Consider the following 25,619-nt stretch of genomic DNA (forward strand, 5'->3'; position numbering starts at 1 on the left):
GGGCGGTGCAATACAGCCGACCAGCCTGATTAACGCCCTGTCGTCACTCCACCGGGCGGCGTCGATCGCCCCCGCGGGCGGCTTCCAGCGCCAGTCTGCGCCCTGTCACCAGGGTCTGCACTACGAACAGCGTCATCAGGATCGCGCCGATCGCGCCGACGAACAAGTCAAAGCCGGAAATCGCGCCGAACAGTCCCGGTCCGGAGCCCAGAACCAGCATCGCCACGGTCAGGCCGATCAGCAGGAAGCGCAGTTCCGTGGGCCCGGCGGCGAGGTAGGACAGCTTGAATTCGCCCAGCACGCGGGCCGAAAGATAGGCGTGGATCGAGAGCAGCAGGTACCCCACCAGCGCCACCATCACCACGTCCATGGTGACATAGGGGGTGGTGCCGATGCCCCAGACGATCAACGCGGTGGTCAGACCGTCGCAGCTGTGATCGATGAAATAACCGTAGGAGGGCCGCTCGATCTTGCGCCAACGGGCAAGACTGCCATCCATGGAATCGCCGAACCACTGGATCACGTAACCCGCGATCGCCAGCCACAGCCATTGTTCGGATAAATTGCTGGCCGCATAGCCGCCAAACGTCAGCATCGCGCCGAACACGCCCAGCGCGGTCAGCCGATCCGGAGTGACCCAAGCCGGCATCCGCGCACAAAGCCAATTCAGCAATTGCCGTTCGCGCCGCGCCAGGATGTTTTCCTGGATGCGCACGGTTTTCATCTCGTCAGTGGGGCGTGGAGGACTGGGCATCGGTCTGGCAGGGGCCTGCTCGATTGCGGAGGGCAGTGCATGTGTTGCGGGGTCGAGCATGCCGCCGCTATGCCGCAAGTCTTCGAGTTATTACAGTTTTGTTTCGTGGTCCGCGCCCAAGTGAGCCGGGCACGGGTCAGTCACCCTGTCCGGTAGCCCACATCGGATACTGAGCCACGCCCATCGAACGACGCAGCCGTGCGATCCGGCGTTCGTAATGGCCGACCAGATCGAACATCGATGCACCGAAGGGCGCGCGATCAGGGGTGCGCATTACCGCGACCTGATGCTGGAATAGCAGCTGATTGAGATCCATGACGATGCTCCATATTTGCGGGAGCGCGTAGTCTCTCAGTCGCCGAAGTGCAGTGTGAGGGCAGCGATGAAATGGCTATACACGAATGTCTGAAAAACGCCACCTCTAACCGGAACGCCCTCTAGAACGAGATCACCGCCTCACCGATGGCATCGTGGATTTTCGTCAATTGATCGGGCGTGATGCAATAGGGCGGCATCACATAGATCGTATTGCCCAGCGGCCGCAGCAGCACGTCGCGCTCACGGAAAAACGCCATGAGGCGGGGGGCCAGGCTGTTCATGTAGCCGCCGCCCTCCTGCGTGCGCATATCCAGCGCGGCGATCGTGCCCAACTGCCGGGCGTTGTCGAAGTGGCAATAGGTGCCGAGGGCCGCCAGCCGCTCTGCCTGCATCGCCGCAAGTGTGGCGATCCGGTCGGCCACCGGCTCGTCACGCCAGATCGCCAGGTTGGCATTGGCTGCGGCGCAGGCGATCGGATTGGCGGTGTAGCTGGACGAGTGGAAGAACATCTTCGCGCGATCGTCTGACCAATGCGCCTGGAAGATCGCCTCGTTGGCCATGGTCACCGCCAGCGGTAGCGAGCCGCCGGTCAAGCCTTTGGAAAGGCAAAGGATATCGGGCACGACGCCGGCTTGCTCGCAGGCGAGCAGGGTGCCGGTGCGGCCCCAGGCGGTCATCACTTCATCCGCGATGAACAATACATCGTGGGCCGTGCAGATGGCGCGCATCTGGGCCAGGACGTGCGCGGGGTAGAACAGCATGCCCCCCGATCCCAGCACCAGCGGCTCCAGGATTAGCGCGGCGATATCGCCTTCACGGCACAGCGCCTCCAGCGCATCGAGCGTTGCCTGTTCCGCCCCGGCCGCGGGGTAGGGAATGGCCGAAACGTCGAACAACAGCGGGGCGTAAGTCTGGTTGAACACGCCGCGCGCGCCGACCGACATCGCGCCGATCGTGTCCCCGTGATACGAATGCTCCATCACCACGATGCGGTGGCGGGCCTCCCCGCGCGCGGCCCAATAGCCCAGCGCCATCTTCAGTGCGACTTCTACGCTGGTGGAGCCAGAGTCCGAAAAGAACACCCGCGTCAGGCTTTCTGGCATGATCTGCGTCAGGCCCAGGGCCACGGCTTCGGCCGGTTCGTGAGTCCAGCCCGCGAAGATCAACTGGTCCAGCCGCTGCGTCTGTTCGGCGATGGCGGCCATGATACGCGGGTGACAATGGCCGTGCGTGGTCACCCACCAGGACGAGATCGCATCGATTACCACCCGGCCATCGCGAGTGTGCAGCACTGCGCCCTCGGCCCGCTCCACCAGCGGGATCGGCTCGCGCAGGCCGTGCTGGGTGAAGGGATGCCAGACGGGCGAGGTCATGCGCCGAAATCCTCCACCCGAAAGTTCGCGGCGAAGGCGGCGGACAAGGCAGCCTGGTCGAGGGTGGCCAAGCGGGGCAGGCGGCCCAGGCGCTTGATCCTGCCCATCTCGGCGATGGTGCGTTCGGTATCTTCGTTGGCGTCACCGACAAAGGCGATGCCGATCAGGCTGACCCCGCGCGCCCGCAGCGCCTCGATGCTCAGCAAGGAGTGGTTGATCGTACCCAGTTCCGTGCGGGCGACCAACACCGCCGGGTAACCCCAGACGGCGAACTGGTCGGCGTAGGTGTGGCTGCGGGTGATCGGCACCAGAGCACCGCCGGCACCCTCGATCACCAGCGGACCGTCCACATCGGGCACCGCGAGCGCGGCGAGGTCGATCGTGATGCCGTCGATCTCTGCCGCGCGGTGGGGCGAGCAAGGCGTGTTGAGGCGATAGGCTTCGGGCAGCACGCGCGCGGGATCGATACCGCACAAGCGCGCCACGGCATCGGCATCGCCGGTACCGTCCGGCTCCAGCCCCGCCTGCACCGGCTTCCAGTAAAACGCGTTGAGCGCGCCGGTGAGCGCGGAAGCGAATACGGTCTTGCCGATACCGGTGTCCGTGCCGGTGACGATGATGCGGGAATGGCTCATATCGGCGTGCTAGCGCGGGTGAGGTGGCACGTCATCACCTCATAGCTCGCCACCGCGCCCGCTTTCTCGAATTGCCGCATCACCCGGCGCAAGGCCCCGGCGGAGAGCGGATGATGATCGGGATCGGCTGTGGTTGCGCCGATGCCCCGCAATGCGCGCAGGAAGGCAGGAGCACTGTCATGATGCTCGCGATGATGTTCGACGATAGCCGGCTCGGCCAAGTCGAGCGCGGCAAAAGCGCTGGGCGGGGTGAAGCGCGGCGTCCCGGCTTCCACGCCCAGCATCACGTGCGCAGCGCGCCATTCGGCAAATGTACCAGCGCCCAGGGTCGCCACCATGATATGGCCACCGGGGGCGAGCCAGGCCGGCCAGCGCGCCAGGGCCGCGGGTTCATCCGTAAACCACTGTGTCGCCAGGCTGGCACAAATCAGATCATAGGGCAGACCGTCAGGCGTGCCGTTTTCGCCGTCCAGCACCGCGTAGGTCATCCCGTCGCCCAGCCGTTGGCGCGCGCGGGCGAGCATTTGCGGGGCGATATCGGTAAGGTGCCAGGTGCCGGTGACGCCCAGGTTCTGCAGTTCCAGACACAGAAAGCCGGTGCCGCAGCCAATCTCCAGGATACGGGGCGCAGCGGGCAGATCGAGCGCGGCGATGCGCTGGGCCAGATCTCGCGCGATGCGGCGTTGCACGGTGGCATAGCGATCGTAGTCGGTTGCGCCACCGAAAGCGCGGCTGATCAGCGCTTTCTCCGGCGCGGTCATGGCAGCGTGGCGATGAAGCTGCGGATCGCGTCGGCGCACCACGCCGGCTCCTCGCGCGGCAGCAAATGGCCCGCGCCGGGATGGTTTCTCCGCATGACGCCAGTGGTGGCGGCGAACACGGTCTCTCGCATCGGCATCGGCAGCAGCGGATCGCGATCGCCCTGGAGCGAGAGGACCGGCACGTCCAGCGCCCCGGCCACGAACCGGAAATCACCATCCCGCATGATCTGCAGGTCGGCCAGAAGCCGGTCCACGTTGACGTCTGCGGTAGGCGCGGTGCTGCCCAGCGTGGTGTGGAAATCGGCCAGCACCGTCTCCGGCGCTTGTGCCATCGCGCCGATCATCCGGCTGACGACACGATCGGCCACGCCCGGGCAATCCTCTGCGCGGGTGAACCGGTCGAAGCCGGATATCGCGACAATCCCCATAAGACCTGGCGGCGGTGCGGCAAGCAGGCGCATCGTGCCAAAGCTGTGCGTGATGGCAAGGCACGGCCCGGTGACTGCGGGGGCGATGGTTGCCCCGAAATAGCCGGCATCATCCACGGCTTGCGGCATGTCCGACAGGATTTGCGTCAAAGGGGTCCAGAAGCTGGCATCGAAGCCCCAGCCGTGATGGAACAGCAGTGTCAACGACATGCAGAGATGCCTTCCAAAAGCGCGTCTATGTCCGCTGCGGAGTGCGCGGCGCGCAGCGCGATGCGCAGGCGGCTGGTGCCGGGCGGCACCGTCGGCGGGCGGATGGCGGCGGCCAGGAAGCCGCGCGCCTCCAGCTTGCTCGCCAGCGCCATCGCCTGATCCTCGGGGCCGATGATGGCCGGGACGATCTGGCTGGCCGATGCGCCGTGATCAAGGCCCAGTTCGCCCAGGCCCCGCCGCAAGCGGTCGGCCAATGAAGTGAGGTGCGCGCGTTCGCTATCCAGATCGGGCAGCAAGTCCAACGCTGCGTCCACCGCGCCCAGCACGCCCGGCGGCAAGGCGGTGGAGAAGACGAAGCCGCTGGCCGCGTTGCTGAACCAGTCGATCAAGGCGCGTGACCCGGCAAGGTAGGCGCCGAAGCTGCCGATCGCCTTGCTGAACGTGCCCATGATCACGTCGACCCCGCCGGGAGCCGTCGCCGAAAGTCCCGCGCCGCGCGGGCCCAGCACTCCGGTGGCGTGTGCTTCGTCCACATAGAGGATGGCGTCATGCTCCCGCGCCAGAGCGGCGAGGGCGGGCATGTCTGCAACATCGCCGTCCATGCTGAACACGCTTTCGGTCAGGATTACGCGCGCCGGCGCTTCTCGGCCCTTGCTGGCCAACAGGTGCGCCAAGTGGTCCAGGTCGTTGTGCCGGAAGCGATGCTGTCGCGTGCCAGAGATCGCGAGCCCCGCGTGCATGCTGGCGTGGATCAGCCGGTCAGTGAACACCGCCGCACCGGGCAGCGCCGCCAGCAGGGCCGGGATCGCCGCAGCGTTCGCTTGCCAGCCTGAGCCGAATATTAGCGCCGCCTCGGTGCCCTTGAACGCGGCGATCCGGTGTTCCAGCGCTATGACTTCGGCGCTGGTGCCGGTGACCAGGCGGGACGCGCCGCTGCCCGTGCCATGGCGCTGCGTCCATTCCCGTGCTCGCTCGGTCAGCAGGGGATGCGTGGCAAGGCCCAGATAATCGTTGCTGGAGAAGTCTATCAGGCTGGCCGTATCTCGCACCAGCCGGCCTTGGGGTGCAATCGCAGCGGGACGCAGCACGCGGCGGCGACCGGCTTGCTCGATCTTGGTCAATGCGGCTTGGAGATGCGCGTCCAGGTTCGCCATGGCCGCTGCCGGTACGGCAAGACGATTGCCGAGACAACGCCTGTGCCAAGACAATACCGGCGCGAGGCGATTGCGCTCAGCTATCCAGGTCCAGGTAGGCGATCACATCGTTGTCCGTGGCGATCCACAGGCCGTCTTGCGTGGCCTCGTCCTGCGCCTCCGCGATGGCCAGGGCTTCGGACAGGGGGCCGTAGAACAGCGTGGTGGCCGCGCCACCTTCGCCCGCATCGTCCAGGTGATAGAGGCGGACGCTGGCCTCCTCGAACGTGGTGCGCATCAGCTATCCTCGCGCCGGGCATGGTCAAGCGTGCGGGCGGTGCGATCGGCTTCGTCCTGCGCCAGCTTGCGCTCCGCCTTGGTCGCGCCGTGCCGCGCGCGATTGGCGTTGGCTTGTGCCGCCTGGGCATCGCGCGCGCGGGCCTTGCGGGCCTGCCTCAGGTTGATGATTTCAGCCATGACCGCGCCAGTCTTACGCCTCGACGGCGGCGGTGGCGAGCCCCAGATGCGGCAGGCCGACCGAACGCTTGCCCGAAAAATCGGTGCGGACCACGATCAGGCCGTCTTTCTCCAGATAGTCCAGTAGCCGCTGGATGCGGCGGGGAGAACTGGTGCCGTAGATGCGGGCAAGCTCTGCATCATCTGGGCAGGGCCGCCCTTCGGTGGCGGCGCGGCCGATCAGCAGGAACGGCGCAAGCAGATCGTCAGGCACGCCGGCAGCCAGATCCAGCAGGCCGGTCCAGCGCGGGTCGGACGGATCGGCGATGCCCGCCACCGCCATCGCGAAGCCCCGGCGAAACCGCACCGCGTCGAACGATCGGGTCGGCACGCCGCGCATCCGGCAGCGCAGGGTAAAGTCCTGGAACAGCGTGGCCGCCGGCTGGAAGGTACACTCCGCCTCTTGCGCCATTTGCGAGAGGATCTCGGCAATGGCAGCCTCGGTCTCGGCCGCGTCGAACTCGGGCAAGTCGGGGCGGCGGGGCGCGGGAGCGGCCTGCGATGCGGCGATCCGCTCAACCAACTCGTCCGGATCGGCGCGGACCGGGGCGGGGCGATAGACCTCGCGCACCGGCTCGGCCAGATTGTCATGCAGCAGCGCGTGCAGTTCCTCGGGCGAGGCGGTGGGCGGCGGGGCGTAGCTTTGCACCACCGCGCGGCTGCCGGTGCGCACTTCGCCGATGCTGACCGCGACCGGTCGGCGGCTGATCGCCGGGCCCAGTCCCAGGAACTGCCCGCGCGACAAATCGCGGATGGCTTCGGCCTGGCGGCGCTCCATACCCAAAAGGTCGGCGGCGCGGATCATGTCGATATCGAGGAAAGTGCGGCCCATCAGGAAGTTGCTGGCTTCCGCCGCCACGTTCTTGGCCAGCTTGGCAAGCCGCTGCGTGGCGATCACGCCAGCGAGGCCGCGCTTGCGGCCGCGGCACATCAGGTTGGTCATCGCCGCCAGGCTGATGCGGCGCGCCTCCTCGCTCACTTCACCCGCAGCGGCGGGGGCGAACATCTGGGCTTCATCCACCACCACCAGCGCGGGGAACCACTCCTCTCGCGGGGCATCGAACAGGGCGGAAAGAAATTGCCCGGCGCATTTCATCTGCTGGTCGATCTCCAGCTCGTCGAGCGCCAGGACGACCGAGGCACGATGCTTGCGGATGCGCGCGGCGAGGCGGCCAATCTCCGCCTCGGCATATGCGGAGCCATCGATCACCACGTGGCCGAACGTTTCCCCCAGCGTCACGAAATCGCCTTCAGGGTCGATCACCACCTGTTGCACCAGTGGCGCGCTTTCTTCCAGCAGACGGCGCAAGAGGTGCGACTTGCCCGAGCCGGAATTGCCCTGGACCAGCAAGCGCGTGGCCAGAAGCTCGCCCACGTCGATCTCGACCGGGGCGCCATGGGTATCCTGGCCGATGACGATGGTTGCGCTCACCGGAGCCGCCATAAGCGTGCGCCGGGGCGATTCGGAACCGAGGGCGGCGGGTTTTCCAGAGCTTTGCGGTGAGCGTGCCCACAACGCCTACGATCAGGGCAGCGCATTCTCCGCCGCGCGAACGTCGCGCGCCGCCTCCCGAGCGCGCTGGGCGGCTAGAGCTGCGGCATCCTGGCCCGGGTCCGCGGCGCTGCCTGGTGGATTTGCGCGCGGCTCTTGAGCGCGCGGGGCAAGCCGCTGGGTGAAAGCTTCCGACGTGGAGTAAGCCGGTTCCTCGGGAGGTGGAAACCAACGGCCGTAGCCGTAATCCCGTTCTCCATCCGAGCCGTAGAAATCACGCGGATCGTCACGCTGGACGTAGCCATAGGGTTCCTGGCGCTGCCGCCAACGCTCGCGATAGCCGTAGCCTTGCTCCAACCGCCGTTCCTCGCGAAATTCGGGGCGCCGATCGTCGGACTGGTCGTACGCCTGTGGCTCTTCGCCACGGCCGGTCCAGGAACGCCACTCGTCCATGGCGCGGCGGCCCATGTCCATCAGCGCCAGGGGGCGGCCAGTCCATTCGGGAAGATCTATCGCGAGGCTGCCGTCGACCGGGCCGGGGCGAATGCCAAAGCCGTCATCGGGCGCCGATTCAGGTCGCGTGGCAAGCTGGCCCACGCTGTTTTCCGGCCCCGCGACGATGATGGGAGCGGGGCGGCGCTCTTGAAGGTAGGGCGCGATCGCCGGGATCGTCGCGACTGCCAGGTACGCACCCACAGCCACGCCCATCGCCGCTAGAGACACCATTACTCTTGCCGCACCCATTGTCGTTCCGTCGCTCGCAAAAAGGTCACGGCTATGGTTGGCAAGCTGTCGACGCGATGAACGCCGTCCCTCTGCGACACTGTCGCGACGACGCTCAGCCGGAAACGATGGCGGGCGCGGGTGTGTCCGACGATGCCGGTGCGGCTGGTTCGGCCACGGCACTCTCGATCGTGCGCACGTCGGCCGCTGCCTCGCTGGCCGCGTTGGCCGAAGCAGCGGCGGCATCGTCAGAATCATAGACGACGATCTTGCGATCGGCATCACGCGTCGCGATCAGCGCGGTCGGCAGCGGTTCGGCGGAAGCGATGGCACCATCGTCATCCAGGTCGAGATCGGCGCTGCTGTCATACAGGGTGGCGCTGTCGGGACTGTAGGTGGCAGGGATCGGTTGCGGATACTCCTGCTGCGCCGTCATCCAGCTGACCGGGGTGAGATCCTGCGGGGGCGCTTCGAAGGCGATCGCGGGCATTTCGTCAGCCTTGACCTCTTTCACGCCGATCAGCGTGCGCCAGTCATCCGCCTTTTGCTGCATGGTCGTGGGAACGGCCATGGCAGTGAGAAACCCGGCGGCGAGCCCGCCCAGAACGACGCCGCCGATAAGCTTGCCGACCATCGCCTTGCGTTCGTGTTTCATGACGCTTTTTCCTGAAAGTTCTGATGCGTTTGGCGTTTTGAACGCGGATCGCGGTGCCAGGTTCCGCAAAGTTCTTGGCGGAACCACCGGCGGCTTGTTACGCTGAGGCATCATGACGAACCCGCCGGACCCTTCCGCAATCGTACTACGTCGAACGCCGTTCACACAGGGCGGCAGGGCATGAGCCTTGGCGCGATCCGTGCGGGAACCGGCGGCTGGGTCTATGATCCGTGGCGCGAGACGTTCTATCCCGAGGGCCTGGCGAAGGCGAAGCAGCTGGAATACCTGGCCACGCATCTCACTGCCGCAGAGGTCAACGCCACGTTTTACAGCCGGCAAGCCCCCGCGACTTTCGCCAAATGGCGCAAGACCGCGCCGCCGCACTTTCGCTTCGCGTTGAAGGGGTCGCGCTACTGCACCAACCGCAAGAACCTGGCCGAGGCGGGGGAATCGGTTGCGAACTTTATCGACCAGGGGCTGGTGGAGCTGGAAGATCGGTTGGGTCCGATCAACTGGCAGCTGAACGACAAGAAGCGGTTCGATCCAGAAGAGATCGCGGCTTTCCTGGCTCTCCTGCCATCAAGCCATGCGGGCGTACCGCTGCGCCACGCGATCGAGGCACGGCATGAAAGTTTCGACGATCCCGCGTTCTACGCTTTGCTGCAGGATGCCGGAGCAGCGCTGGTGGTGACGCGGAGCGAGGATTATCCGGACTTCACGCGTACGGACGGGCCCTTCGTGTATGCGCGGCTGCAAGGCTGCCGCGCGGACGAGCCGACCGGGTATTCCGCCGACGAGATCGCTGCTCAGGCCGCCGAGGCGGTGAAATGGGCGGCCGATGGGCGCGAGACGTTCGTGTTTTATATCGCCGGCGCGAAGGAGCGGGCCCCGGCGGCGGCGCTGGCGTTGATCGAGGCGTTGGGAGAGGATGCGGTCCGCCCCGCAAGCTGCTAGGCGCCGCACCATGACCTTGCATCGCGTCGCGCTCGTTTCCGCCCTTGGGCTGGCCCTTATCGCCGTGAGCGGCTGCGGCCCACGGCGTGGCGAGGACAACGGCGGCGTGCCGGGCGACACCGACTCGTCCAAGCCGTTCAGCGCGATCTCGCCGCGAGAGACATTGCATTTCGGCGGGACAGAGCCGTTCTGGAACGGCACCGTGATCGGCGAAACGCTGACTTATGCGACCCCCGCCCAGCCGGACGGTACCCGCATCACCGTCAAAAGGTTTGGCGGCCGCAACGGGCTAGGGCTCAGCGGCACGCTGGAGGGCAAAAGCTTCGACATGACGGTGACGCCGGGGACTTGCAGCGACGGCATGTCGGACCGCAGCTTTCCTTTTTCCGTCCTGCTGAAGCTGGGAGAGGAAACGCGTCAGGGCTGCGGCTGGACAGACAGCCGGCGCTTTACGGAAGCGAAGGAGCTTGCGGGAAAGCCACAATAAGCAGCCTTCCCGCAAGATGCGCCTCGATCAGTTCTGGAACGAGGTGGTCAGCGTGATCTCGCAGTTCAGGAGCTTCGAGATCGGGCAACCGGCCTTGGCTTCGGCGGCAATCTTTTCGAACTCGGCCTGATCCAGGCCTGGCACCTTGGCGGTCAGCGCCAGTTCGGACTTCGTCACCTGAAAGCCGCCGTCTGCCGAGACGAGCGTGACCTTGCACTCTGTCTCCAACGACCCGTCGGTGTGGCCTGCCTTGGCCAGCGCGAAGCTGGTGGCCATCGTGAAGCAGCTGGCGTGAGCGGCGGCGATCATTTCCTCCGGGTTGGTGCCGGGGGCATCTTCGAAGCGGGTGGTGAAGCCATAATCCGCATCGATCGCGCCGGACTTGGCGGTGACGTGGCCTTTGCCTTCCTTGCCCAGACCTTCGTATCGGGCGGTGGCGGTATTGACTGTCATGGGGAGGGTGTCCTTTGGCTGAAGAGACGTCCCGCTTTGGCGCGGGCCGGGCGTGGGCGAAACGGCCGAAGCCGGGTGCGGTTGCGCCCTGATTGCCCTGGAGAACACCTAGCCGATATCTGGACCTTTTTGAACGCAGATGGCATTAGGAAGCGGGTCGTTTGCGTCCCGGTTGGTGGAACTCTTCCCAGTTGCACGCATTGTTGAATTCACGTTACAGGCACTTCGGATAAATTTCAGGGGCGATCGATGTCGCACGACAAGACAGTGGCATCGGGTGTCCCTCTAGGTTGGGATGACACCCAGACCTATTTCAATTCCAGCGGCGATACGCCCGGCGTAAGCAGGCCGGAGGACCAGTTCGTCGGTGCATCCGGCGTTCTGTTCGAACAGGCTATGGCACAGACCCGAATGGCCGTGTGCCTGTGCGATCCACACGTCACGGACATGCCGATCGTATTCGCCAATCGAGCGTTCAGGCGTCTGACCGGTTACGAAGAGCACGAAATCATCGGCCGGAATTGCCGGTTCCTCCAGGGCCCGGAGACCAACCAGCGGGAGCTGGACAAGCTGCGGTCCGCGCTCGCTAACGAAGACGTGGCGGTGGTGGAACTGCTCAATTATCGCAAGGATGGCTCCACTTTCTGGAACGCGCTGCACCTGGGGCCGATCTATCGGTCCGATGGGTCGTTGGCATATTTCTTCGGCAGCCAGTGGGACGTCTCGGAAGTCCGCGCGGTGCGCGCTGAGGAAGAACATGCCCGCAGCATGGCGCGCGAGCTTTCGCACCGCATGAAAAACATGTTCGCGGTGATTTCAGGGATCGTGAACATCACGGGCCGCGTTCGCGGCATCCCGAGGGAAGCGGATGAGATTAACGGCCGCATCCAGGCGCTGGGTCGCGCGTATGAGACCACGTTGGACGAGGCGTCCAGCGGCACGATCGAGATCGGTCCGGCAATCCGCGCGATCCTCGGCCCCTACGATGCTGACACGCAGCGACTGTTATTTCTGGGTAACGGTCAGCGCGTCCATTTCGCCACTGTATCCGTCGTCGGACTGGTGCTGCATGAACTGGCCGCCAACGCGACCAAGCACGGCGCCTGGGCCAATAATGACGGTCGGGTGGAGTTGAACTGGTACGAGGGCAAGGGCCGTGGCCCCAGCAATCTTGTGGTCCACTGGCGCGAATACGGCGGCCCCGGTATCCGCATGTCTCCGGATAGCCGCGGCACTGGTACGCAGATCGTCGATCGAATGCTGCGCCATGGTGGCGGTTCTATCGAACGTCGCTGGCACGATGATGGTCTGGAAGCCACCATCGTAATTCCCGCATGACCCAAGCTGCCTTATTGCAGGAATTTCCCGCACCGATGAATATCCTGATGCTTGAGGACGAGCCTTTGATCCTGATGGACCTTGAGTTCGCGGCGGAGGATCTCGGCTGTCGCGCCATGTGCGCCTCCAGCGTGGATGAAGCGATGGAGATCCTGGATCACGAAACGGTCGATTGCGCGATCCTCGACGTGACATTGAAGGACGGCGAGACGTGCGTTCCCGTTGCGGAGGCCTTGGCACAGCGCGGCATTCCCTACCTGCTCCATTCCGGCGATCTGGACCGTCACGACGAAACGGTTCGCGGTCTCGGCGCCGAACTGGTCGCCAAGCCGGCCAGCGCCAGCCGCGTGATCGCTCGCGCCGTCAGCTTTGCGCAGGACAAGCCTGGCGAGACTGCGGTTCCGCAATGAGCCGCCCGAGTGGTAGCGTTGGGCTGGGCCTGCCGGGTCTGGCCTTTCAAGCCTGCGAGCTGGGCATCGATTCCAGCTGGGTGATCTGGATGCGGTGCATGCGCATGGCGGCCGGCGGGCCGGGCAGCCAGAAAGAGGTACACCGCATGGTTGCCGAAAAGTGGCAGGCGCAAGTCGAGCTGACGATGGCACTGGCGACCGGGCAGCTGGGTGCGGACCCCATCGAGGTGGCGGGGCAGGCGATCGATCATTATCATTCCCGCGTTCGCGCCAACCGCAAGCGTCTCTCGCGCTGACAGCTGGCGCGGCGAGCCCTAGCTGACTTCCACGCCCTTCCAGAAGGCGATGCGATCGCGGATCTGGCTGGCTGCGTCCTTGGGCTCGGGATAATACCAGGCCGCGTCCTGATTGGTCGAACCGTCCACCGTGATCGAATGATAGCGCGCGTCGCCCTTCCACGGGCAATGGCTGGTCGTTTCGCTGGGTTGAAGGACGGCGGGGTCCACCGCATCGCGCGGGAAGTAGTGGTTGCCTTCCACCACCACCGTATCATCACTATCGGCTATTATGCTGCCGTTCCATCGTGCCTGCACCATGATCGTCTCTCCACTTACGATAAGCCGCGCGCTGCCTGAAGCGTCAACACACGCGCCGCCACATGGTGCCTGAACGATCCGGTTCATGCCCGGATCGCGTCGATTTTCTCCGCTAGTCAGTGCCGGAAGAACAGAGATACCGACGCGACATGGTTCACCCGCGTCCGCCCGCGGGTCTGGTCGATCACCTGATTGAGATAGCCGATCTCCGCCGTGCTCGTCCCGGGAAGGCCGACCTCCACGCCCACGAAGCTGCGCAACTGGTCAAAGCCGCTGCGCGCGCCCCAGTCGGTATCGTTGAATGCCACGAACGCTTCGGCATAGACCAAGGCGCTCACCGCGTCACTGGCGGGCCGCAGCGGCTTCTCATAGCGCAGCATCTCGCGCACACGCCAGCCCACGTCGCCGCCGTCATTGCGCCAGCGCTGCTCTAGCCTGGTTCGGGAAGAAAGCTCTCCGCCCCATGGCTTGCCGAGCGCAAGGTTCAGTTGCTGAAAGCTGCGTTCCTCGTTGATATCGCGCCCACCGCGCTGGGGCGTCTCGACATGGGCGAACCCCTGGTAGAGCGTGACCGTGGAGGACAATTTCCAGCCGATCGCACCGCGCAGCAGCAATTGATCCACCCGCGAAACGCCGTCGCCGAAGCGCGGCTGCAACTCGGCGAAGTAGACCACCTTTCCCGCTATCGGACCCATCGCGGTCAGGTTCAGCCAAGCCTGCTCGTCCTGAATAGTTTCAGCAGCCGCGGGGAAAGCCATGGTGAAGAGGGATACGGCCAGCGCACGCGCGGCGATCCGGGGGCGGGTACGCATAGCGGTACGCGACTAACCAGGCTGCGTGTCTCGAACATTGCTAGGCTGTCTCTCAGCCTTGCCGGTCACCGGCAGAAATCGGCCCCGTCTGCTTCCAGGTGGAAGTGATTGCGATGCGCCGCGTTGTATTGCGGGCCCAAGGTGGTGCCAAAGCGCTTGCAGGCGCTGGCGTGGACAGTGCGCAGGAAGCGGCGTTCGGCCGGGGTGCCGCCGTCCCAGTCTTCCAGTACGGTGATCCGCCGTCCATCTTCGAGCACGAAACCGGACACGTCGATCGCGTTGGCGGTGGCATGGCCCGACATGCGACGGGTGCCCGCGATCGTGCGGCAGGAATAGCTGCCGAAGGTCTCGATCCGGCTGACTCGCGCGCCCAGGATCTGTTGCGCCGCGCGGTCCACGCCAAAGCGCGCCCATCCGGCGAACTGGGTGGCGACGTTGCAGGTCACCGGCCCCAAGTTCGCCAGGGCCAGCTGCGCGGAATCGCTGCGCAGGCTATCCAGCCGCACCGTGCCGACATTGCGGCAACCGCCAGAAAAGTAGCGATCGGGCAGTGAGGCGAATCGTGCTTGCGCCAGCCCTAGCTGACTCAGGCACTGCCGCAATTCGGGCCGCGGCGGCGGCGTGCGCGCCGGGCCGGAGCGCCTGGGCGGGTCCCGCCGCGACCCCTTGGGAATGTCGATACAGCCGTGGAGCGTGGCCACGAGCGGCAGGAGCAGCAGGATCCGTCGCATCGCTACGGGTATCCCTCCATCGCGTTTATCCAACGTGAACTGACAGTTGGCACCCGGTCTAGGGCAGGGTGGGCCGAGGGGCGAGGCCAGTCGGATCGCTTTCGGCTTCAGAGCGGGGGATATCTTCCTTGACTTGGGTCACCCACGAACTAGACGCAGCGCCGGGCCACGCGGTCCCAACGCCGCGCGTGCTCTCTGTAAGGAGAGACTACATGACTGCACCTACCAAGCCGTTGGCTAAGCCGGCGCGCCCGTTCTTCTCTTCCGGTCCCTGCGCCAAGCCGCCCGGATATTCTCTCGAAAAACTCGCGACCGAATCGCTAGGCCGTTCACACCGAGCGAAGATCGGCAAGTCGCGCCTGTCGTACAGCATCGACCTGATGCGCGAAGTGCTGCGCCTGCCCGATACGCACCGCATCGGCATCGTTCCGGGTTCGGACACCGGCGCGTTCGAGATGGCGATGTGGACGATGCTGGGTGCCCGCCCCGTCACCACGATGGCCTGGGAAAGCTTTGGCGAAGGCTGGGTGACGGATGCGGTCAAGCAGCTCAAGATCGATCCCACCGTGATCCGCGCCGACTATGGCCAGCTGCCCGATCTGGGCCAGGTCGATTGGTCGAACGACGTGTTGTTCACTTGGAACGGCACCACCTCGGGCGTGCGCGTGCCGAATGCCGACTGGATTGCCGCCGATCGTGAAGGCCTGTCCTTCGCCGACGCCACCAGCGCGGTTTTCGCTTACGACATCGACTGGGCGAAGATCGACGTCGCCACGTTCTCCTGGCAGAAGGTGCTGGGCGGCGAGGGCGGTCACGGCGTGATCATCCTCGGTCCCCGTGCGGTCGAGCGGCTGGAAAGCTACACGCCCGCATGGCCGTTGCCCAAGGTGTTCCGCCTCGTCTCCAAGGGCAAGCTGGCCGAAGGCGTTTTCAAGGGCGAGACCATCAACACCCCCTCGATGCTCGCCGTGGAAGATGCGATCTTCGCGCTGGAATGGGCGAAGGGCCTGGGCGGTCTGGAAGGCCTTAAGGCCCGCTCCGACGCAAACGCCGCCGCGCTCGACAAGATCGTCGCCGAGCGTGACTGGCTGGCCCATCTGGCCGCCGATCCCGCCAGCCGGTCGAAGACTTCGGTGTGCCTGACCGTCGAAGGTGCGGACGCTGACTTCATCAAGCAGTTCGCGGCCTTGCTGGAAAAGGAAGGCGCGGCCTACGACGTCGCCGGATATCGCGATGCCCCCCCGGGCCTGCGCATCTGGTGCGGCGCAACGGTGGAAACCGCTGATATCGAAGCACTCGGTCCGTGGCTCGACTGGGCCTACTCCACGGCGAAGGCCGGCTAACCACTGCTATTTGCCGTCGCCCCGGGCTTTACCCGGGGCCCCGCTTCCTTCTCCCCGCCCGAAAAGAACAAGCGGGATCCCGGATCAAGTCCGGGATGACGAGGGAAGGGTTACAGACTTCAGGAACACACCTCATGACCAAGCCCAAAGTTCTCATCTCCGACAAGATGGACCCCAATGCCGCGCGTATCTTCGAAGAGCGCGGTTGCGATGTTGACGTCATCACCGGCGAGACGCCGGAACAACTGATCGCCCGCATCGGCGAATATGATGGCCTGGCCATCCGCTCTTCGACCAAGGTGACCAAGGAAATCCTGGCCGCCGCGGGGAACCTCAAGGTCATCGGCCGCGCCGGCATCGGCGTCGACAACGTCGATATCCCAGCCGCTTCCGCGCAGGGCGTGGTGGTGATGAACACGCCGTTCGGCAACTCGATCACCACCGCCGAACATGCCATCGCGCTGATGTTCGCGCTCGCCCGTCAACTTCCAGAGGCGAATGCGCAGACCCAGGCCGGCCTGTGGCCGAAGAACGGCTTCATGGGCGTGGAAGTCACCGGCAAGACGCTGGGCCTGATCGGCGCGGGCAACATCGGTTCGATCGTCGCCAGCCGTGCGCTGGGCCTGCGGATGAAGGTTGTTGCGTTCGATCCGTTCCTGACGCCGGAACGTGCGGTGGAGATGGGCGTGGAGAAGGTCGACCTGGACGGCCTGCTGTCGCGCGCGGACTTCATTACCCTGCACACGCCGCTGACCGACCAGACCCGCAACATCCTCTCGGCCGAGAACCTGGCCAAGACCAAGAAGGGCGTTCGCATCATCAACTGCGCGCGCGGCGGTCTGGTGGACGAAGCTGCGCTGAAGGCCGGGCTGGACTCGGGCCACATCGCGGGTGCCGCGCTCGACGTGTTCCAGACCGAACCGGCCAAGGAATCGCCGCTATTCGGCACGCCCGGCTTCATCTGCACCCCGCACCTGGGTGCCTCGACCAACGAAGCGCAAGTCAACGTCGCGCTGCAAGTGGCAGAGCAGATGGCTGACTTCCTTGTGAACGGCGGCGTGACCAACGCGCTCAACATGCCCTCGCTCAGCGCGGAGGAAGCGCCCAAGTTGAAGCCCTACATGGCGCTGGCCGAAAAGCTGGGTTCGCTGGTGGGCCAGCTGACGCGCGATTCCGTGCCGCGGATTTCGATCCACACCGAGGGCGCCGCGACCGAGCTGAACCAAAAGCCGATCGTCGCCGCCGTTCTGGCTGGCTTCATGCGCGTCCAGTCGGACACGGTGAACATGGTCAACGCGCCGTTCCTGGCCAAGGATCGCGGGCTTGAGGTGCGTGAGGTCAAGACCGAGCGTGAGGGCGATTACCACACGCTGATCCGCGTTTCGGTGAAGACCGAGGCGGGCGAGCGTTCGGTGGCAGGCACGCTGTTCAACAACGTCGAGCCGCGCCTGGTCGAGATGTTCGGCATCAAGGTAGAGGCCGATCTGAACGGCCACATGATGTATATCGTCAACGAAGACGCCCCCGGCTTCATCGGTCGCATCGGCACGCTGCTGGGTGAGAACGGCATCAATATCGGTACCTTCAATCTGGGCCGTCGCAACGCCGGCGGCGAAGCGGTGCTGCTGCTTTCGATCGACAGCCCGGTGTCGGAGGACCTGTTGAAGCAGGCCTGCGCTTTGCCAGGCGTGAAGCTGGTGAAGGCGCTTTCGTTCTAAAGGGTTCGCCGCCCCTGCCGCGGCAGCCTTCAAGTCCCCCTCCCGCGTGCGGGAGGGGCTAGGGGAGGGCCTGTTTTTAAGCTACAGGCCCTTCCGATCACCTCCTCACGCAGGGGGACGGGGATCGTCGACAGCCACCTGCGGGGCAGATTTCCAGTGCACCACGATACCGATCGCGATCTTTTGCCCGAGGGACTGGGTGATCGTCTCCCCGCTCAAGCCGCCGCTGCCGGCCGCGTGCGGCGGGCGATGACCGATGCGTTCGCCAGCCACGGCTATGCCCGCGTCGAAACGCCGACGATCGAATTCGAAAAGTCGATGGCCAGCCGCATGGTCGGCGTGAAGCCACGGCGTATGTTCCGGCTGGTCGATCCGATCTCGCTGCGCACGCTGTCGCTGCGGTCCGACATTACCGTGCAGATCGGGCGCATCGCCGCCACCAGCCTTGCGGCGCGGCCACGCCCGTTGCGGCTGTGTTATTGCGGTCAGGTCCTGACCATCAAGGGCGATGGCCTGGACCCCACGCGTGAACGGCTGCAACTGGGCGCCGAACTGATCGGTAACGACAGCGTCGCCGCCGCCGCCGAGATCGTCGCGCTGGCGATCGAGGCGCTGGAGGCAGCCGGGGCGACCGGGATCTCGATCGATTTCACCTTGCCCGATCTGGTCGACACTCTGGCGGCGGAGGCCCTTCCGCTGCCCCCCAGTCAGATCGAGGCTGTCCGCCGCGAACTGGATGCCAAGGATGCGGGTGGCCTCGTCGATGCCGGTGGCCAGGCGTATCTCCCATTGCTCTATGCCATTGGGCCGTTCGAGGATGCGATCGCCCGCCTGGCGGCGTTTGATGCCGGTGGCGCGTTAGCCAGCCGCATTGCCGCCTTGCGTGAGATCGCCGGACGGATCGGCGGTCGCGCCCGCGTCACGCTCGATCCATCGGAGCGGCATGGTTTCGAATACCAGTCATGGCTGGGCTTCACGATCTACGCCGCTGGCGTCCAGGGCGCGCTGGGCCGGGGCGGTACCTATCGCATCCTGGGTGAGGCGGCAGAGGGTGAGGTTGCCACCGGGTTCTCGCTCTATCCGGACCGTCTGATCGATCTTCTATCGGAAACGACCGACGAGGGGGCCAGCCTGTTTCTGCCGTGGGGTCACGACACGGAGACGGCCGCTCGCCTGCGCGCGATCGGCTGGCGCACCGTGGCGGCACTCTCGCCCGAAGACGATGCGCTGACGCTCGGTTGTAGCCATCAGCTGACGGGCGCAGAGGCCGTTCCGCTATAAGGCAGCCTCCCGCCCGCTTGCTCGTTATCGGCTCGAGTTTCAAGCAACAGGCGGTACGGCAATGCGAACGGCAATCGTCACGGGTGGCGCGCAGGGGATCGGCAAGGGCATCGTCGAACACTTGCTGGCCGATGGCTGGCGAGTGGTCGCGATAGACAGCGACGCGGAGGCGATTAGCGACCTTGCCGGCGAGCTACCGGTCACAGAGTTGCTGGCGGTTCGAGCGGATGTCGGCAGTGAGAGCCAGGTCGCCAAGGCCTTCGATCGCCTGAAAGCGTGGAACGAAAAGGCCGGGGAGCCGGCTGGAATCGATCTGCTCGTCTCCAACGCCGGGCTGGCCGATCCGGTAAGCGGCCCGATCGAGGAACTGGACCTGAAGCGGTGGCGACAGTGGCAGGATAGCCACGTCACTGGCGCATTTTTGATGGTGCGCGCGGCCGTGCCGCTGCTGCGGATGCGCAAGGGGGCGATCGTGCTGATGGCCTCTACCCGGGCCTTGCAGTCCGAACCGGAATGCGAGGCCTATGCCACGGCCAAGGGCGGCCTTTGCGCCATGGCGCATGCGCTGGCGATCAGCCTGGGCCCCGACATTCGCGTGAACGCCATCCTGCCGGGCTGGATCGAAACCGGACCCTGGCAAAAGGCGGCGAAGCGGATCGAGGCAAAGCATCGCCCGATCGATCGGAAACAGCACCCCGCCGGCCGGGTCGGCACCCCCCGCGATATTGCCGCCACCGTCGCCTTCCTCGCCTCCGAGGGCGCGGGCTTCATCACCGGCCAGCAATTCGTGGTCGATGGCGGCATGACCCGCAAGATGATCTACGCCGATTAACGACCTATTGCCGCTTCTCTGCGAGCTGGCGTCTTGCCGAAGATGTTTTGTCGCGAATGGCCTTGAACTCGGAACCGGGCTTCCATTCGGGCCACTTTGATGAAGTTGCCAGATCTTGAGCCAGGGTGCCCACCAGTTCGATGTCCTGGACGGCACCTGTGATGTCCCAAGCTGGTTCCCAAGCATCGCAGGCCTGATGGTAGCAGTTGCCCGTGTAATTATCGATCCAAGCCTGTCCGGCGGTCCGGCCCCCCTGCTTCAGGTCAGATGCGCCAGCGATGCCCATTTGCAGCAATACCGGGACGCCTCGCTTGGCAAATGAGAAATGGTCGGCGCGATAGAACAGTCCGCGCTCGGGCAGGCTTTCGGGTGTGACTGTGCGCCCCTGATCCTTGGCAATGCGCGCCATGTCGTTCTCAAGCGTATTTTGACCTTGCCCGACGAGCACGACATCTTTTGCCGCACCCGCGGTTTGCAGAATGTCCAAGGTCAGGTTGGCGACGGTTTTCTCGATCGGATAGACCGGGGTTGCTGCGTAGAACTCACTACCAAGAAGGCCACGCTCTTCCGCCGTCCAGAACGCGAACATGACGCTGCGATCCGGCACCGGCCCTGTCTTCATGGCCCGCGCGATTTCCAGTAGGCCTGCAACCCCCAGGGCATCGTCATTGGCACCTGCTCGAAATACGCGGCCCTTCGCATCTGGCTCACCCTTGCCGTAAGCGTCCCAGTGAGCTCCAAGAAACACCACTTCTTCGGGGTGCCTGGCGCCGGGGATGCGGCCAAGCACGTTGTGGCTGATCACATCTTCGTGGGTAACGGGGAGGGCGGCGCTGAATGTCAGACCGCTGAGTGGCACGGGCCGAAAATCGGCTTTGCGAGCCGCGATACGCAACTGGCCCAGATCAAGCCCCGCCTGCTGGAACATGTCTGTGGCCGCCGTCCCCTCGATCCAGCCTTGCACGCGCAGACTGATCAGGTTTTCGGGCTTGCGCAGGATGTCGTAGTTTTCGCCTCGCGGGCTGGTTACGACATTCCAGCCATACCCCGCTCCCGGCGTGTCATGAACGATAAGCGCGCCGATCGCGCCGCGCCTTGCCGCTTCCTCAAACTTATAGGTCCAGCGCCCGTAGTAGGTCATCTTGCGACCGCCGAAATTCCCGGAAACCGCCTCATCCGGAGCGGCAGAGAAATCCGGATCGTTGATCAGGAAGACAGCGACTTTGCCCGTCAGGTCGACGCCCTTGAAGTCATCCCATTGTCGCTCGGGGGCATTCACGCCATAACCAACAAAGACCATCGGTGCCTTTTCGACGCGAGCCGTATCATCGGGGCGTAGCGTCGAAAGGTAGATTTCCCGCCCCTGAGACACGGGCGTTGAGCCAAGGCTCACCGGTCCTTGACCCAAGGTGGTGTGCAACAGGGGTACCGCCTGAACCCACTGCCCCGCTGGACCGCCAGGTTCCAAGCCCGACTGCCGGAGGCGCTCAATGAGGTATTCGATCGTTCGTGTCTCGCCCGTCGTGCCCGGTGCCCGCCCCTCGAACGCGTCAGAGGCAAGAGTTTTGACATCGCGCGTAATGCTTGCCGGGTCGACTTTGATTTCCGCGAGCGCCGGGGCGCAAACAGCAAGAGTGAACGCGGCGGATAAGGTCGCCAGAAGATGGGATTTTGTCATTCCGGCGATCTTAGACATCCAAACGATCCTCGCCTAGACCACGTTGGCGATTGCCTCCGACGGCCGGCAAACGCGAAGATATCCGCTGCGTTGCATCGCAGATGCCCCGTCATTCCTTTACCATAATATTCGCAGCTATTTCGGGCTTCTTTTGTATTTAGTCGCGCTTGGCCTTTTCGACTGACTCGTTTTGAGCATCGGCCTCAACGCGGGCCCGGGCATTCTCAGCCTTTCCTCCGAATTCATCCGCCTCGGCAGCTGCTTTATCGGCGGCCTTCGAAACAGCGTGTCCTGCATCTGACACGGCATCTCCGGCGGCGTTGACGCTCTTCTTAACGGCGTGTCCTGCGGCGTCTCCGGCGGCCTCAACATCGTCACCGGCCGACTTCGCTGCTTCAGCTGCCGTATCCTGCGTTTTTTCAGAGCACGCAGATACACCGATCGCCATGGCCGCGCTTGCCGCGACAATCATCAATTTACGCATGTTCTGATCGTCCTATTCTGGTGAGACACTTTCAATGATGAGCTCAAGATTGCAGCCGCCACGCCAAGTTCGCCACCCTGGGTGGGCTTGCATGCGCACAACGCGGCGGCTGCAATCTCGTTTTCGGGCGGTGCCTTAACGCACCGAACCGCGCTTGAAGAAGTTCACGATGGCCAGCAGGATGACGGCACCAACAAACGCGATGATCAGTCCGACGAGCGAAAATTCCTGCACGCTTCCACGCACGCCCAGCAGGGGGCCGGCAAGAGCGTTGCCAATGAGGGAGCCGATACAACCGACGACGATGTTCAGCACCACGCCCATCGATGCATCCCGATTCATAACCAGGCTTGCAAGCCAACCGGCGACACCACCAACGATCAAAGCAATAATCCAGCCCATGTGCTAATCCTCCTCCAGGCGCATGTGTGCGTATTTGCGCATGATAAGAATTTGCGTGGGGTAGGATTGTTCCGGCTTTTGAGCGCATCAGCTTTTACGCCATCGTGTTTCCCATCCTCCCGTGAGTTTATTAGTTTGCCGATTCCTGCTGTGGAGCGGCGCTTGCACTTACGGGCCATGCCAACCTCAGCAGTCCTGCGGCGGGGCCGACTGTTGCCTGGCCGTCTCTGTCCTGAATACCGCGAGCGACGGCTTCGCGCTGCGCCAGCGTGCCGCCTGAGACCGCGAGCGGAAGGCCACGTCGGGCGGAGGCCCAGGCGGACAGGCGCAATGCCTCATCATCGATGACGCCGGATGCTATGCGCAGCGCGGGCAGGGTGGCTTCGTCGGGTGGCACCAAGTTGACGGTCCATTGCGGCAAAGCCTGGTTTGCCCGGTCTTCGAGGGCGCGATAGCCCGCCATCGGCAGGCCTGGCAGGGGCGAGGCCGTTACCTTCAGTGTCCGGGCGGCGGCATCCGCTGCCACGGACTGGGGCGTAACACCCGCGATCAGCGCAAGATCGGCAACGGCTCTTTGCTGGCGTTCGTTGTCCCGGACCGTCGTACTGTTCGCTCGCGCGATCTGCGCGGCTTCCACGCTCGTATTCTCAGGAGCGACGCGCAGCTGATCGACATGGACGTCGATCGGGCGCGCGAGCCGCTGCCGCAGGTCTGCCGCCAGGACGCGATCCGCGCTGGGATCCAGCCGGGGCGTCAACACCACAGCGCGTATCCGGATCGGCCGCGCGCTGTAATCGATGTCCAGCTGGCCCAGCCGTGACGCATCGGAGAAGCGCGCGCTGATTGTTTCACGCACCTGGCGCTGCGCCACCGCTTCGAACGCGATCTGCCGCAACGCTGCTCCCAGCGGAATCGACAGCAATCCCAGCCCCACGAAAAACAGGATCAGCTGCCACCCGGTATGCTGGGGCGACAAATGACTGCCAAAACCATAGCAGCGCGCCACCAGGGCCGCCGTCAACGCGATGGTGATGGCGTTGGTCACGAATAGCAGCAGCGAGCCGGCAAAGACCGTCCAGTTCAGCGTGGCGATGCCAAAGCCGACCACGACCAGCGGCGGCATCAGGGCAATGGCGATCGCCACGCCCACCACCGTGCCCCCACGCCCCCGGATCAGCGCGTAGGCACCCGCAACCGCCGAGAGCAGGGCGACGAGCAGGTCGAACAGCGTAGGGCGGGTGCGGCCCGCGATCTCGCTGGTGATCGTCTGGATCGGCGATAGCGTGACGCATACAACCGACAGCGCCACCGCGATCAGCGCTCCGGCGACAAGGGCCGTTGCCGCGCGGCGCATCTCGCTCGTGTCGACCGTGGCGATGCCAAAGCCCAGACCGATGATCGGCATCATCAATGGCGATAGCAGCATCGCGCCGATCAGAACCGCCACCGATGGCATCAGCAGCCCGAGCAGGGATATCGCGGCAGAGATAACGATCAGGAACGCATAACGCCCGCTCCAGCCGGAATCCTCCGTGATCTGGCGCAGGACAGCGTCGTGGTCGACGCCGCCGACAACCCAGATAGACCACCACCGCCGCAACCTGCCTCGTCCTTCTGCTACTTCAACCACCATCGTCTGCGTTCACCTGCTGCTGGAGATCAGGCTTGGTAGGGGAGTTGCTCGCCCATGGCGACCCGCGCTGGCATTCTTGGCCCGGGTTGATAGAGCGGCGCAATGATAGACAGGCGATCGCCCCGATCGGGCTCCCGCAAGTGGACCGCTGGCCGCTATCGCGCCCTGCTGCGCAGCCGTGGCCCACAATCGGTGCGTTTCCGCACGCGATTGGCCATCCTTTTGGGGGCGGTCGTCATTGGGTTGGCCGCGACAGTCTTCGCGCTGGCGGCTGATGCGGCAGGTGCCTTGTTCGAGCGATATGTGGCCCGCTACCCATACGTGCCGCTGGTCTCCACACCGTTGATCTTCGCCGGGCTGGTCTGGATCACGCGCCGCTATGTGCCGCTGGCGCGCGGGTCCGGTATCCCGCAAGTCATCGCCGCGCAGTCCGATCCCGAGGCGGCCACGCAATCCCTGGTGTCGATCCGCACGGTAGTCGGCAAAGCGCTGCTGACGCTGGTGGCGGTGCTGGGTGGAGCCTCGGTCGGGCGCGAGGGGCCGACGGTGCAGATCGCTGCGGCAGTGATGGGGCTCAGCCATCGTGTGCTGCGCGTTCCATTGCGCGGGGCGGTGCTGATCGCGGGCGGCGCCGCCGGGGTGGCGGCGGCGTTCAATACGCCGCTCGCCGGGTTGCTCTTCGCGATTGAGGAACTGGCGTCAGCATACGAACAGCGCGTGACGCTGTTGGTGATCGCGGCGATCGTGATCGCCGGCATGGTCGCCCAATCGGTGCAAGGCGATTACGTCTACTTCGGGCTGATAGGGGCGCACATGGGGCTGGGATCGGCGCTGTTCGTGGTGCCCGTAGCCGGATTGGTCGGCGGTGTGACCGGCGGCTTGTTCTCACGCCTGATGCTGGCGTTGGCGACCGGCCCGCATGCAATCACGCGCTGGTCGAAGGCAAGACCGGTGCAGTTCGCGGCGCTGTGCGGCCTGGTGGTCGGAGGCCTGGGCTGCCTGACCGGGCTGACCTGGGGAACCGGCTATGGCGCCGCCCGTGCGATGATCACCGGCGTGGATGCGCCGCTGTGGTTCGGCCCGGCCAAGTTCGTATCCACTCTCGCCACGGCGGTCGCGGGCCTGCCCGGCGGCATTTTTGCGCCGTCACTGTCGGTGGGAGCTGGGATCGGCAATATCCTGCGCGGCGTCTTCCCCGACTCGCCTTCATCGGCGGTCGTGATTTTGGGCATGGTCGGCTATTTCGCGGGCGTAGTCCGGGCGCCGTTGACCGCCGTCATCATCCTGTCCGAAACGACTGCGAGCCGGGGCCTGATGCTGCCGATGTTCGCCACGGCGTTTCTCGCGGATGGGGCCAGCACTTTGGTCTGCCGGGAAAAGCTGTACCATGGCCTTTCCAAGACCTTCGCCATGCGATCATCGGCCTGATCGAAAGGGCTCATCGGCACTGCTGAAACGCCAATCCGCGT

At 64.9% G+C, this 25,619-nt stretch carries 30 protein-coding genes; 10 read left to right on the forward strand and 20 right to left on the reverse strand.

Annotated features, from left to right (window positions below):
* Nucleotides 1-43 precede the first annotated feature (43 nt).
* From GGR39_RS04330 to GGR39_RS04385, 12 genes are all read right to left on the reverse strand, one after another.
* Entirely contained in the window at nucleotides 44-724 is a 681-nt protein-coding gene (locus GGR39_RS04330; RefSeq protein ID WP_242866974.1) for a CDP-alcohol phosphatidyltransferase family protein, read from the reverse strand.
* A 166-nt stretch (nucleotides 725-890) separates the two neighbouring features.
* Entirely contained in the window at nucleotides 891-1,070 is a 180-nt protein-coding gene (locus GGR39_RS04335; protein WP_058735251.1) for a hypothetical protein, read from the reverse strand.
* Between the two features lie 121 nt (nucleotides 1,071-1,191).
* The gene (locus GGR39_RS04340) at nucleotides 1,192-2,445 is read right to left on the reverse strand and encodes an adenosylmethionine--8-amino-7-oxononanoate transaminase (RefSeq protein ID WP_183616052.1); all 1,254 of its coding nucleotides are present in this window, start codon (nucleotides 2,443-2,445) and stop codon (nucleotides 1,192-1,194) included.
* The gene (gene bioD / locus GGR39_RS04345; protein WP_183616053.1) at nucleotides 2,442-3,080 is read right to left on the reverse strand and encodes a dethiobiotin synthase; all 639 of its coding nucleotides are present in this window, start codon (nucleotides 3,078-3,080) and stop codon (nucleotides 2,442-2,444) included. Before bioD ends, GGR39_RS04340 begins: the two co-directional genes overlap by 4 nt.
* The gene (locus GGR39_RS04350) at nucleotides 3,077-3,880 is read right to left on the reverse strand and encodes a methyltransferase domain-containing protein (protein ID WP_288487681.1); all 804 of its coding nucleotides are present in this window, start codon (nucleotides 3,878-3,880) and stop codon (nucleotides 3,077-3,079) included. Before GGR39_RS04350 ends, bioD begins: the two co-directional genes overlap by 4 nt.
* Complete coding sequence (locus tag GGR39_RS04355) at nucleotides 3,838-4,479, reverse strand: alpha/beta fold hydrolase (RefSeq protein ID WP_246388325.1); 642 nt, start codon at nucleotides 4,477-4,479, stop codon at nucleotides 3,838-3,840. The genes GGR39_RS04350 and GGR39_RS04355 overlap by 43 nt, the downstream gene beginning before the upstream one ends.
* On the reverse strand, nucleotides 4,470-5,633 hold the full coding sequence (locus GGR39_RS04360) for an aminotransferase class I/II-fold pyridoxal phosphate-dependent enzyme (protein WP_183616054.1): 1,164 nt from the start codon (nucleotides 5,631-5,633) through the stop codon (nucleotides 4,470-4,472). The genes GGR39_RS04355 and GGR39_RS04360 overlap by 10 nt, the downstream gene beginning before the upstream one ends.
* Nucleotides 5,634-5,709: 76 nt before the next feature.
* The gene (locus GGR39_RS04365) at nucleotides 5,710-5,910 is read right to left on the reverse strand and encodes a hypothetical protein (protein ID WP_183616055.1); all 201 of its coding nucleotides are present in this window, start codon (nucleotides 5,908-5,910) and stop codon (nucleotides 5,710-5,712) included.
* Nucleotides 5,910-6,089, reverse strand: a complete 180-nt coding sequence (locus tag GGR39_RS04370) for a DUF4169 family protein (RefSeq protein ID WP_058735245.1) — start codon at nucleotides 6,087-6,089, stop codon at nucleotides 5,910-5,912. Before GGR39_RS04370 ends, GGR39_RS04365 begins: the two co-directional genes overlap by 1 nt.
* 13 nt (nucleotides 6,090-6,102) lie before the next feature.
* Nucleotides 6,103-7,560 (reverse strand): helicase HerA domain-containing protein, encoded by a 1,458-nt coding sequence (locus GGR39_RS04375; protein WP_183616056.1) that lies wholly within the window; start codon nucleotides 7,558-7,560, stop codon nucleotides 6,103-6,105.
* 93 nt (nucleotides 7,561-7,653) lie between these two features.
* Nucleotides 7,654-8,346 (reverse strand): hypothetical protein, encoded by a 693-nt coding sequence (locus GGR39_RS04380; protein ID WP_183616057.1) that lies wholly within the window; start codon nucleotides 8,344-8,346, stop codon nucleotides 7,654-7,656.
* 112 nt (nucleotides 8,347-8,458) lie between these two features.
* The gene (locus GGR39_RS04385) at nucleotides 8,459-8,998 is read right to left on the reverse strand and encodes a hypothetical protein (RefSeq protein ID WP_183616058.1); all 540 of its coding nucleotides are present in this window, start codon (nucleotides 8,996-8,998) and stop codon (nucleotides 8,459-8,461) included.
* A 180-nt stretch (nucleotides 8,999-9,178) separates the two neighbouring features.
* Between GGR39_RS04385 and GGR39_RS04390 the strand changes: the two genes are divergently transcribed.
* Both GGR39_RS04390 and GGR39_RS04395 read left to right on the forward strand, forming a co-directional pair.
* Nucleotides 9,179-9,952, forward strand: coding sequence for a DUF72 domain-containing protein (locus GGR39_RS04390; protein ID WP_183616059.1), 774 nt, complete (start codon nucleotides 9,179-9,181; stop codon nucleotides 9,950-9,952).
* A gap of 10 nt (nucleotides 9,953-9,962) precedes the next feature.
* Nucleotides 9,963-10,439: a COG3650 family protein gene (locus tag GGR39_RS04395; RefSeq protein ID WP_221225968.1), complete on the forward strand. Its 477-nt coding sequence runs from the start codon at nucleotides 9,963-9,965 to the stop codon at nucleotides 10,437-10,439.
* Nucleotides 10,440-10,466: 27 nt separating this feature from the next.
* On the opposite strand, the gene GGR39_RS04400 is transcribed toward GGR39_RS04395, so the two are convergent.
* On the reverse strand, nucleotides 10,467-10,892 hold the full coding sequence (locus GGR39_RS04400) for an OsmC family protein (protein ID WP_058735241.1): 426 nt from the start codon (nucleotides 10,890-10,892) through the stop codon (nucleotides 10,467-10,469).
* A 249-nt stretch (nucleotides 10,893-11,141) separates the two neighbouring features.
* Here GGR39_RS04400 and GGR39_RS04405 point away from each other — a divergent pair, with 249 nt between their 5' ends.
* The 3 genes from GGR39_RS04405 to GGR39_RS04415 are packed head-to-tail and all read left to right on the forward strand — an operon-like array spanning nucleotide 11,142 to nucleotide 12,936.
* Nucleotides 11,142-12,230, forward strand: a complete 1,089-nt coding sequence (locus tag GGR39_RS04405; RefSeq protein ID WP_183616060.1) for a PAS domain-containing protein — start codon at nucleotides 11,142-11,144, stop codon at nucleotides 12,228-12,230.
* A 35-nt stretch (nucleotides 12,231-12,265) separates the two neighbouring features.
* The gene (locus GGR39_RS04410) at nucleotides 12,266-12,640 is read left to right on the forward strand and encodes a response regulator (protein ID WP_183616061.1); all 375 of its coding nucleotides are present in this window, start codon (nucleotides 12,266-12,268) and stop codon (nucleotides 12,638-12,640) included.
* A complete protein-coding gene (locus tag GGR39_RS04415; protein ID WP_246388326.1) occupies nucleotides 12,637-12,936 on the forward strand; it encodes a hypothetical protein in 300 nt (99 codons plus the stop codon). The genes GGR39_RS04410 and GGR39_RS04415 overlap by 4 nt, the downstream gene beginning before the upstream one ends.
* A gap of 18 nt (nucleotides 12,937-12,954) precedes the next feature.
* Here the strand turns inward: GGR39_RS04415 and GGR39_RS04420 are convergent, their stop codons facing one another.
* The 3 genes from GGR39_RS04420 to GGR39_RS04430 form a co-directional block, all read right to left on the reverse strand.
* Nucleotides 12,955-13,323, reverse strand: coding sequence for a DUF427 domain-containing protein (locus tag GGR39_RS04420; RefSeq protein ID WP_425490581.1), 369 nt, complete (start codon nucleotides 13,321-13,323; stop codon nucleotides 12,955-12,957).
* A gap of 29 nt (nucleotides 13,324-13,352) precedes the next feature.
* Nucleotides 13,353-14,048, reverse strand: a complete 696-nt coding sequence (locus GGR39_RS04425; protein ID WP_183616062.1) for a DUF2490 domain-containing protein — start codon at nucleotides 14,046-14,048, stop codon at nucleotides 13,353-13,355.
* Between the two features lie 65 nt (nucleotides 14,049-14,113).
* A complete protein-coding gene (locus GGR39_RS04430) occupies nucleotides 14,114-14,779 on the reverse strand; it encodes an extensin family protein (RefSeq protein WP_183616063.1) in 666 nt (221 codons plus the stop codon).
* A 212-nt stretch (nucleotides 14,780-14,991) separates the two neighbouring features.
* Between GGR39_RS04430 and GGR39_RS04435 the strand changes: the two genes are divergently transcribed.
* From GGR39_RS04435 to GGR39_RS04450, 4 genes are all read left to right on the forward strand, one after another.
* Nucleotides 14,992-16,122, forward strand: a complete 1,131-nt coding sequence (locus tag GGR39_RS04435) for a phosphoserine transaminase (protein ID WP_183616064.1) — start codon at nucleotides 14,992-14,994, stop codon at nucleotides 16,120-16,122.
* A 134-nt stretch (nucleotides 16,123-16,256) separates the two neighbouring features.
* Nucleotides 16,257-17,840, forward strand: coding sequence for a phosphoglycerate dehydrogenase (gene serA / locus GGR39_RS04440; protein ID WP_058735234.1), 1,584 nt, complete (start codon nucleotides 16,257-16,259; stop codon nucleotides 17,838-17,840).
* Between the two features lie 156 nt (nucleotides 17,841-17,996).
* The gene (locus GGR39_RS04445) at nucleotides 17,997-19,121 is read left to right on the forward strand and encodes an ATP phosphoribosyltransferase regulatory subunit (RefSeq protein ID WP_183616065.1); all 1,125 of its coding nucleotides are present in this window, start codon (nucleotides 17,997-17,999) and stop codon (nucleotides 19,119-19,121) included.
* Nucleotides 19,122-19,182: 61 nt separating this feature from the next.
* Nucleotides 19,183-19,953, forward strand: a complete 771-nt coding sequence (locus GGR39_RS04450) for an SDR family oxidoreductase (protein ID WP_183616066.1) — start codon at nucleotides 19,183-19,185, stop codon at nucleotides 19,951-19,953.
* 4 nt (nucleotides 19,954-19,957) lie between these two features.
* On the opposite strand, the gene GGR39_RS04455 is transcribed toward GGR39_RS04450, so the two are convergent.
* The 4 genes from GGR39_RS04455 to GGR39_RS04470 all read right to left on the reverse strand — a co-directional run bounded on the left by GGR39_RS04455 (nucleotide 19,958) and on the right by GGR39_RS04470 (nucleotide 24,117).
* Nucleotides 19,958-21,649, reverse strand: a complete 1,692-nt coding sequence (locus GGR39_RS04455) for a M28 family metallopeptidase (protein WP_425490582.1) — start codon at nucleotides 21,647-21,649, stop codon at nucleotides 19,958-19,960.
* A 139-nt stretch (nucleotides 21,650-21,788) separates the two neighbouring features.
* Complete coding sequence (locus tag GGR39_RS04460) at nucleotides 21,789-22,115, reverse strand: entericidin EcnAB (protein ID WP_183616067.1); 327 nt, start codon at nucleotides 22,113-22,115, stop codon at nucleotides 21,789-21,791.
* Nucleotides 22,116-22,250: 135 nt separating this feature from the next.
* Entirely contained in the window at nucleotides 22,251-22,517 is a 267-nt protein-coding gene (locus GGR39_RS04465) for a GlsB/YeaQ/YmgE family stress response membrane protein (protein WP_058735230.1), read from the reverse strand.
* 130 nt (nucleotides 22,518-22,647) lie between these two features.
* Nucleotides 22,648-24,117, reverse strand: coding sequence for a DUF389 domain-containing protein (locus GGR39_RS04470; protein WP_246388328.1), 1,470 nt, complete (start codon nucleotides 24,115-24,117; stop codon nucleotides 22,648-22,650).
* A gap of 135 nt (nucleotides 24,118-24,252) precedes the next feature.
* On the opposite strand from GGR39_RS04470, the gene GGR39_RS04475 reads away from it, so the two are divergent.
* Nucleotides 24,253-25,578 carry a chloride channel protein gene (locus GGR39_RS04475; protein ID WP_058735228.1) on the forward strand — a complete coding sequence of 442 codons (1,326 nt, stop codon included), beginning with the start codon at nucleotides 24,253-24,255 and terminating at the stop codon, nucleotides 25,576-25,578.
* The last annotated feature ends 41 nt before the right edge of the window (nucleotides 25,579-25,619 follow it).

The sequence above is a fragment of the Novosphingobium fluoreni genome (assembly GCF_014196615.1).
Lineage (GTDB): Bacteria > Pseudomonadota > Alphaproteobacteria > Sphingomonadales > Sphingomonadaceae > Novosphingobium > Novosphingobium fluoreni.

Coding starts and splice junctions, on each gene's coding strand:
- GGR39_RS04330 (WP_242866974.1), bottom strand. CDS start 724: ATGAAAACCGTGCGCATCCAGGAAAACATCCTGGCGCGGCGCGAACGG.
- GGR39_RS04335 (WP_058735251.1), bottom strand. CDS start 1,070: ATGGATCTCAATCAGCTGCTATTCCAGCATCAGGTCGCGGTAATGCGC.
- GGR39_RS04340 (WP_183616052.1), bottom strand. CDS start 2,445: ATGACCTCGCCCGTCTGGCATCCCTTCACCCAGCACGGCCTGCGCGAG.
- bioD (WP_183616053.1), bottom strand. CDS start 3,080: ATGAGCCATTCCCGCATCATCGTCACCGGCACGGACACCGGTATCGGC.
- GGR39_RS04355 (WP_246388325.1), bottom strand. CDS start 4,479: ATGTCGTTGACACTGCTGTTCCATCACGGCTGGGGCTTCGATGCCAGC.
- GGR39_RS04360 (WP_183616054.1), bottom strand. CDS start 5,633: ATGGCGAACCTGGACGCGCATCTCCAAGCCGCATTGACCAAGATCGAG.
- GGR39_RS04365 (WP_183616055.1), bottom strand. CDS start 5,910: ATGCGCACCACGTTCGAGGAGGCCAGCGTCCGCCTCTATCACCTGGAC.
- GGR39_RS04370 (WP_058735245.1), bottom strand. CDS start 6,089: ATGGCTGAAATCATCAACCTGAGGCAGGCCCGCAAGGCCCGCGCGCGC.
- GGR39_RS04380 (WP_183616057.1), bottom strand. CDS start 8,346: ATGGTGTCTCTAGCGGCGATGGGCGTGGCTGTGGGTGCGTACCTGGCA.
- GGR39_RS04385 (WP_183616058.1), bottom strand. CDS start 8,998: ATGAAACACGAACGCAAGGCGATGGTCGGCAAGCTTATCGGCGGCGTC.
- GGR39_RS04390 (WP_183616059.1), top strand. CDS start 9,179: ATGAGCCTTGGCGCGATCCGTGCGGGAACCGGCGGCTGGGTCTATGAT.
- GGR39_RS04395 (WP_221225968.1), top strand. CDS start 9,963: ATGACCTTGCATCGCGTCGCGCTCGTTTCCGCCCTTGGGCTGGCCCTT.
- GGR39_RS04400 (WP_058735241.1), bottom strand. CDS start 10,892: ATGACAGTCAATACCGCCACCGCCCGATACGAAGGTCTGGGCAAGGAA.
- GGR39_RS04405 (WP_183616060.1), top strand. CDS start 11,142: ATGTCGCACGACAAGACAGTGGCATCGGGTGTCCCTCTAGGTTGGGAT.
- GGR39_RS04410 (WP_183616061.1), top strand. CDS start 12,266: ATGAATATCCTGATGCTTGAGGACGAGCCTTTGATCCTGATGGACCTT.
- GGR39_RS04415 (WP_246388326.1), top strand. CDS start 12,637: ATGAGCCGCCCGAGTGGTAGCGTTGGGCTGGGCCTGCCGGGTCTGGCC.
- GGR39_RS04420 (WP_425490581.1), bottom strand. CDS start 13,323: ATGAACCGGATCGTTCAGGCACCATGTGGCGGCGCGTGTGTTGACGCT.
- GGR39_RS04425 (WP_183616062.1), bottom strand. CDS start 14,048: ATGCGTACCCGCCCCCGGATCGCCGCGCGTGCGCTGGCCGTATCCCTC.
- GGR39_RS04430 (WP_183616063.1), bottom strand. CDS start 14,779: ATGCGACGGATCCTGCTGCTCCTGCCGCTCGTGGCCACGCTCCACGGC.
- GGR39_RS04435 (WP_183616064.1), top strand. CDS start 14,992: ATGACTGCACCTACCAAGCCGTTGGCTAAGCCGGCGCGCCCGTTCTTC.
- serA (WP_058735234.1), top strand. CDS start 16,257: ATGACCAAGCCCAAAGTTCTCATCTCCGACAAGATGGACCCCAATGCC.
- GGR39_RS04450 (WP_183616066.1), top strand. CDS start 19,183: ATGCGAACGGCAATCGTCACGGGTGGCGCGCAGGGGATCGGCAAGGGC.
- GGR39_RS04455 (WP_425490582.1), bottom strand. CDS start 21,649: ATGTCTAAGATCGCCGGAATGACAAAATCCCATCTTCTGGCGACCTTA.
- GGR39_RS04460 (WP_183616067.1), bottom strand. CDS start 22,115: ATGCGTAAATTGATGATTGTCGCGGCAAGCGCGGCCATGGCGATCGGT.
- GGR39_RS04465 (WP_058735230.1), bottom strand. CDS start 22,517: ATGGGCTGGATTATTGCTTTGATCGTTGGTGGTGTCGCCGGTTGGCTT.
- GGR39_RS04475 (WP_058735228.1), top strand. CDS start 24,253: ATGATAGACAGGCGATCGCCCCGATCGGGCTCCCGCAAGTGGACCGCT.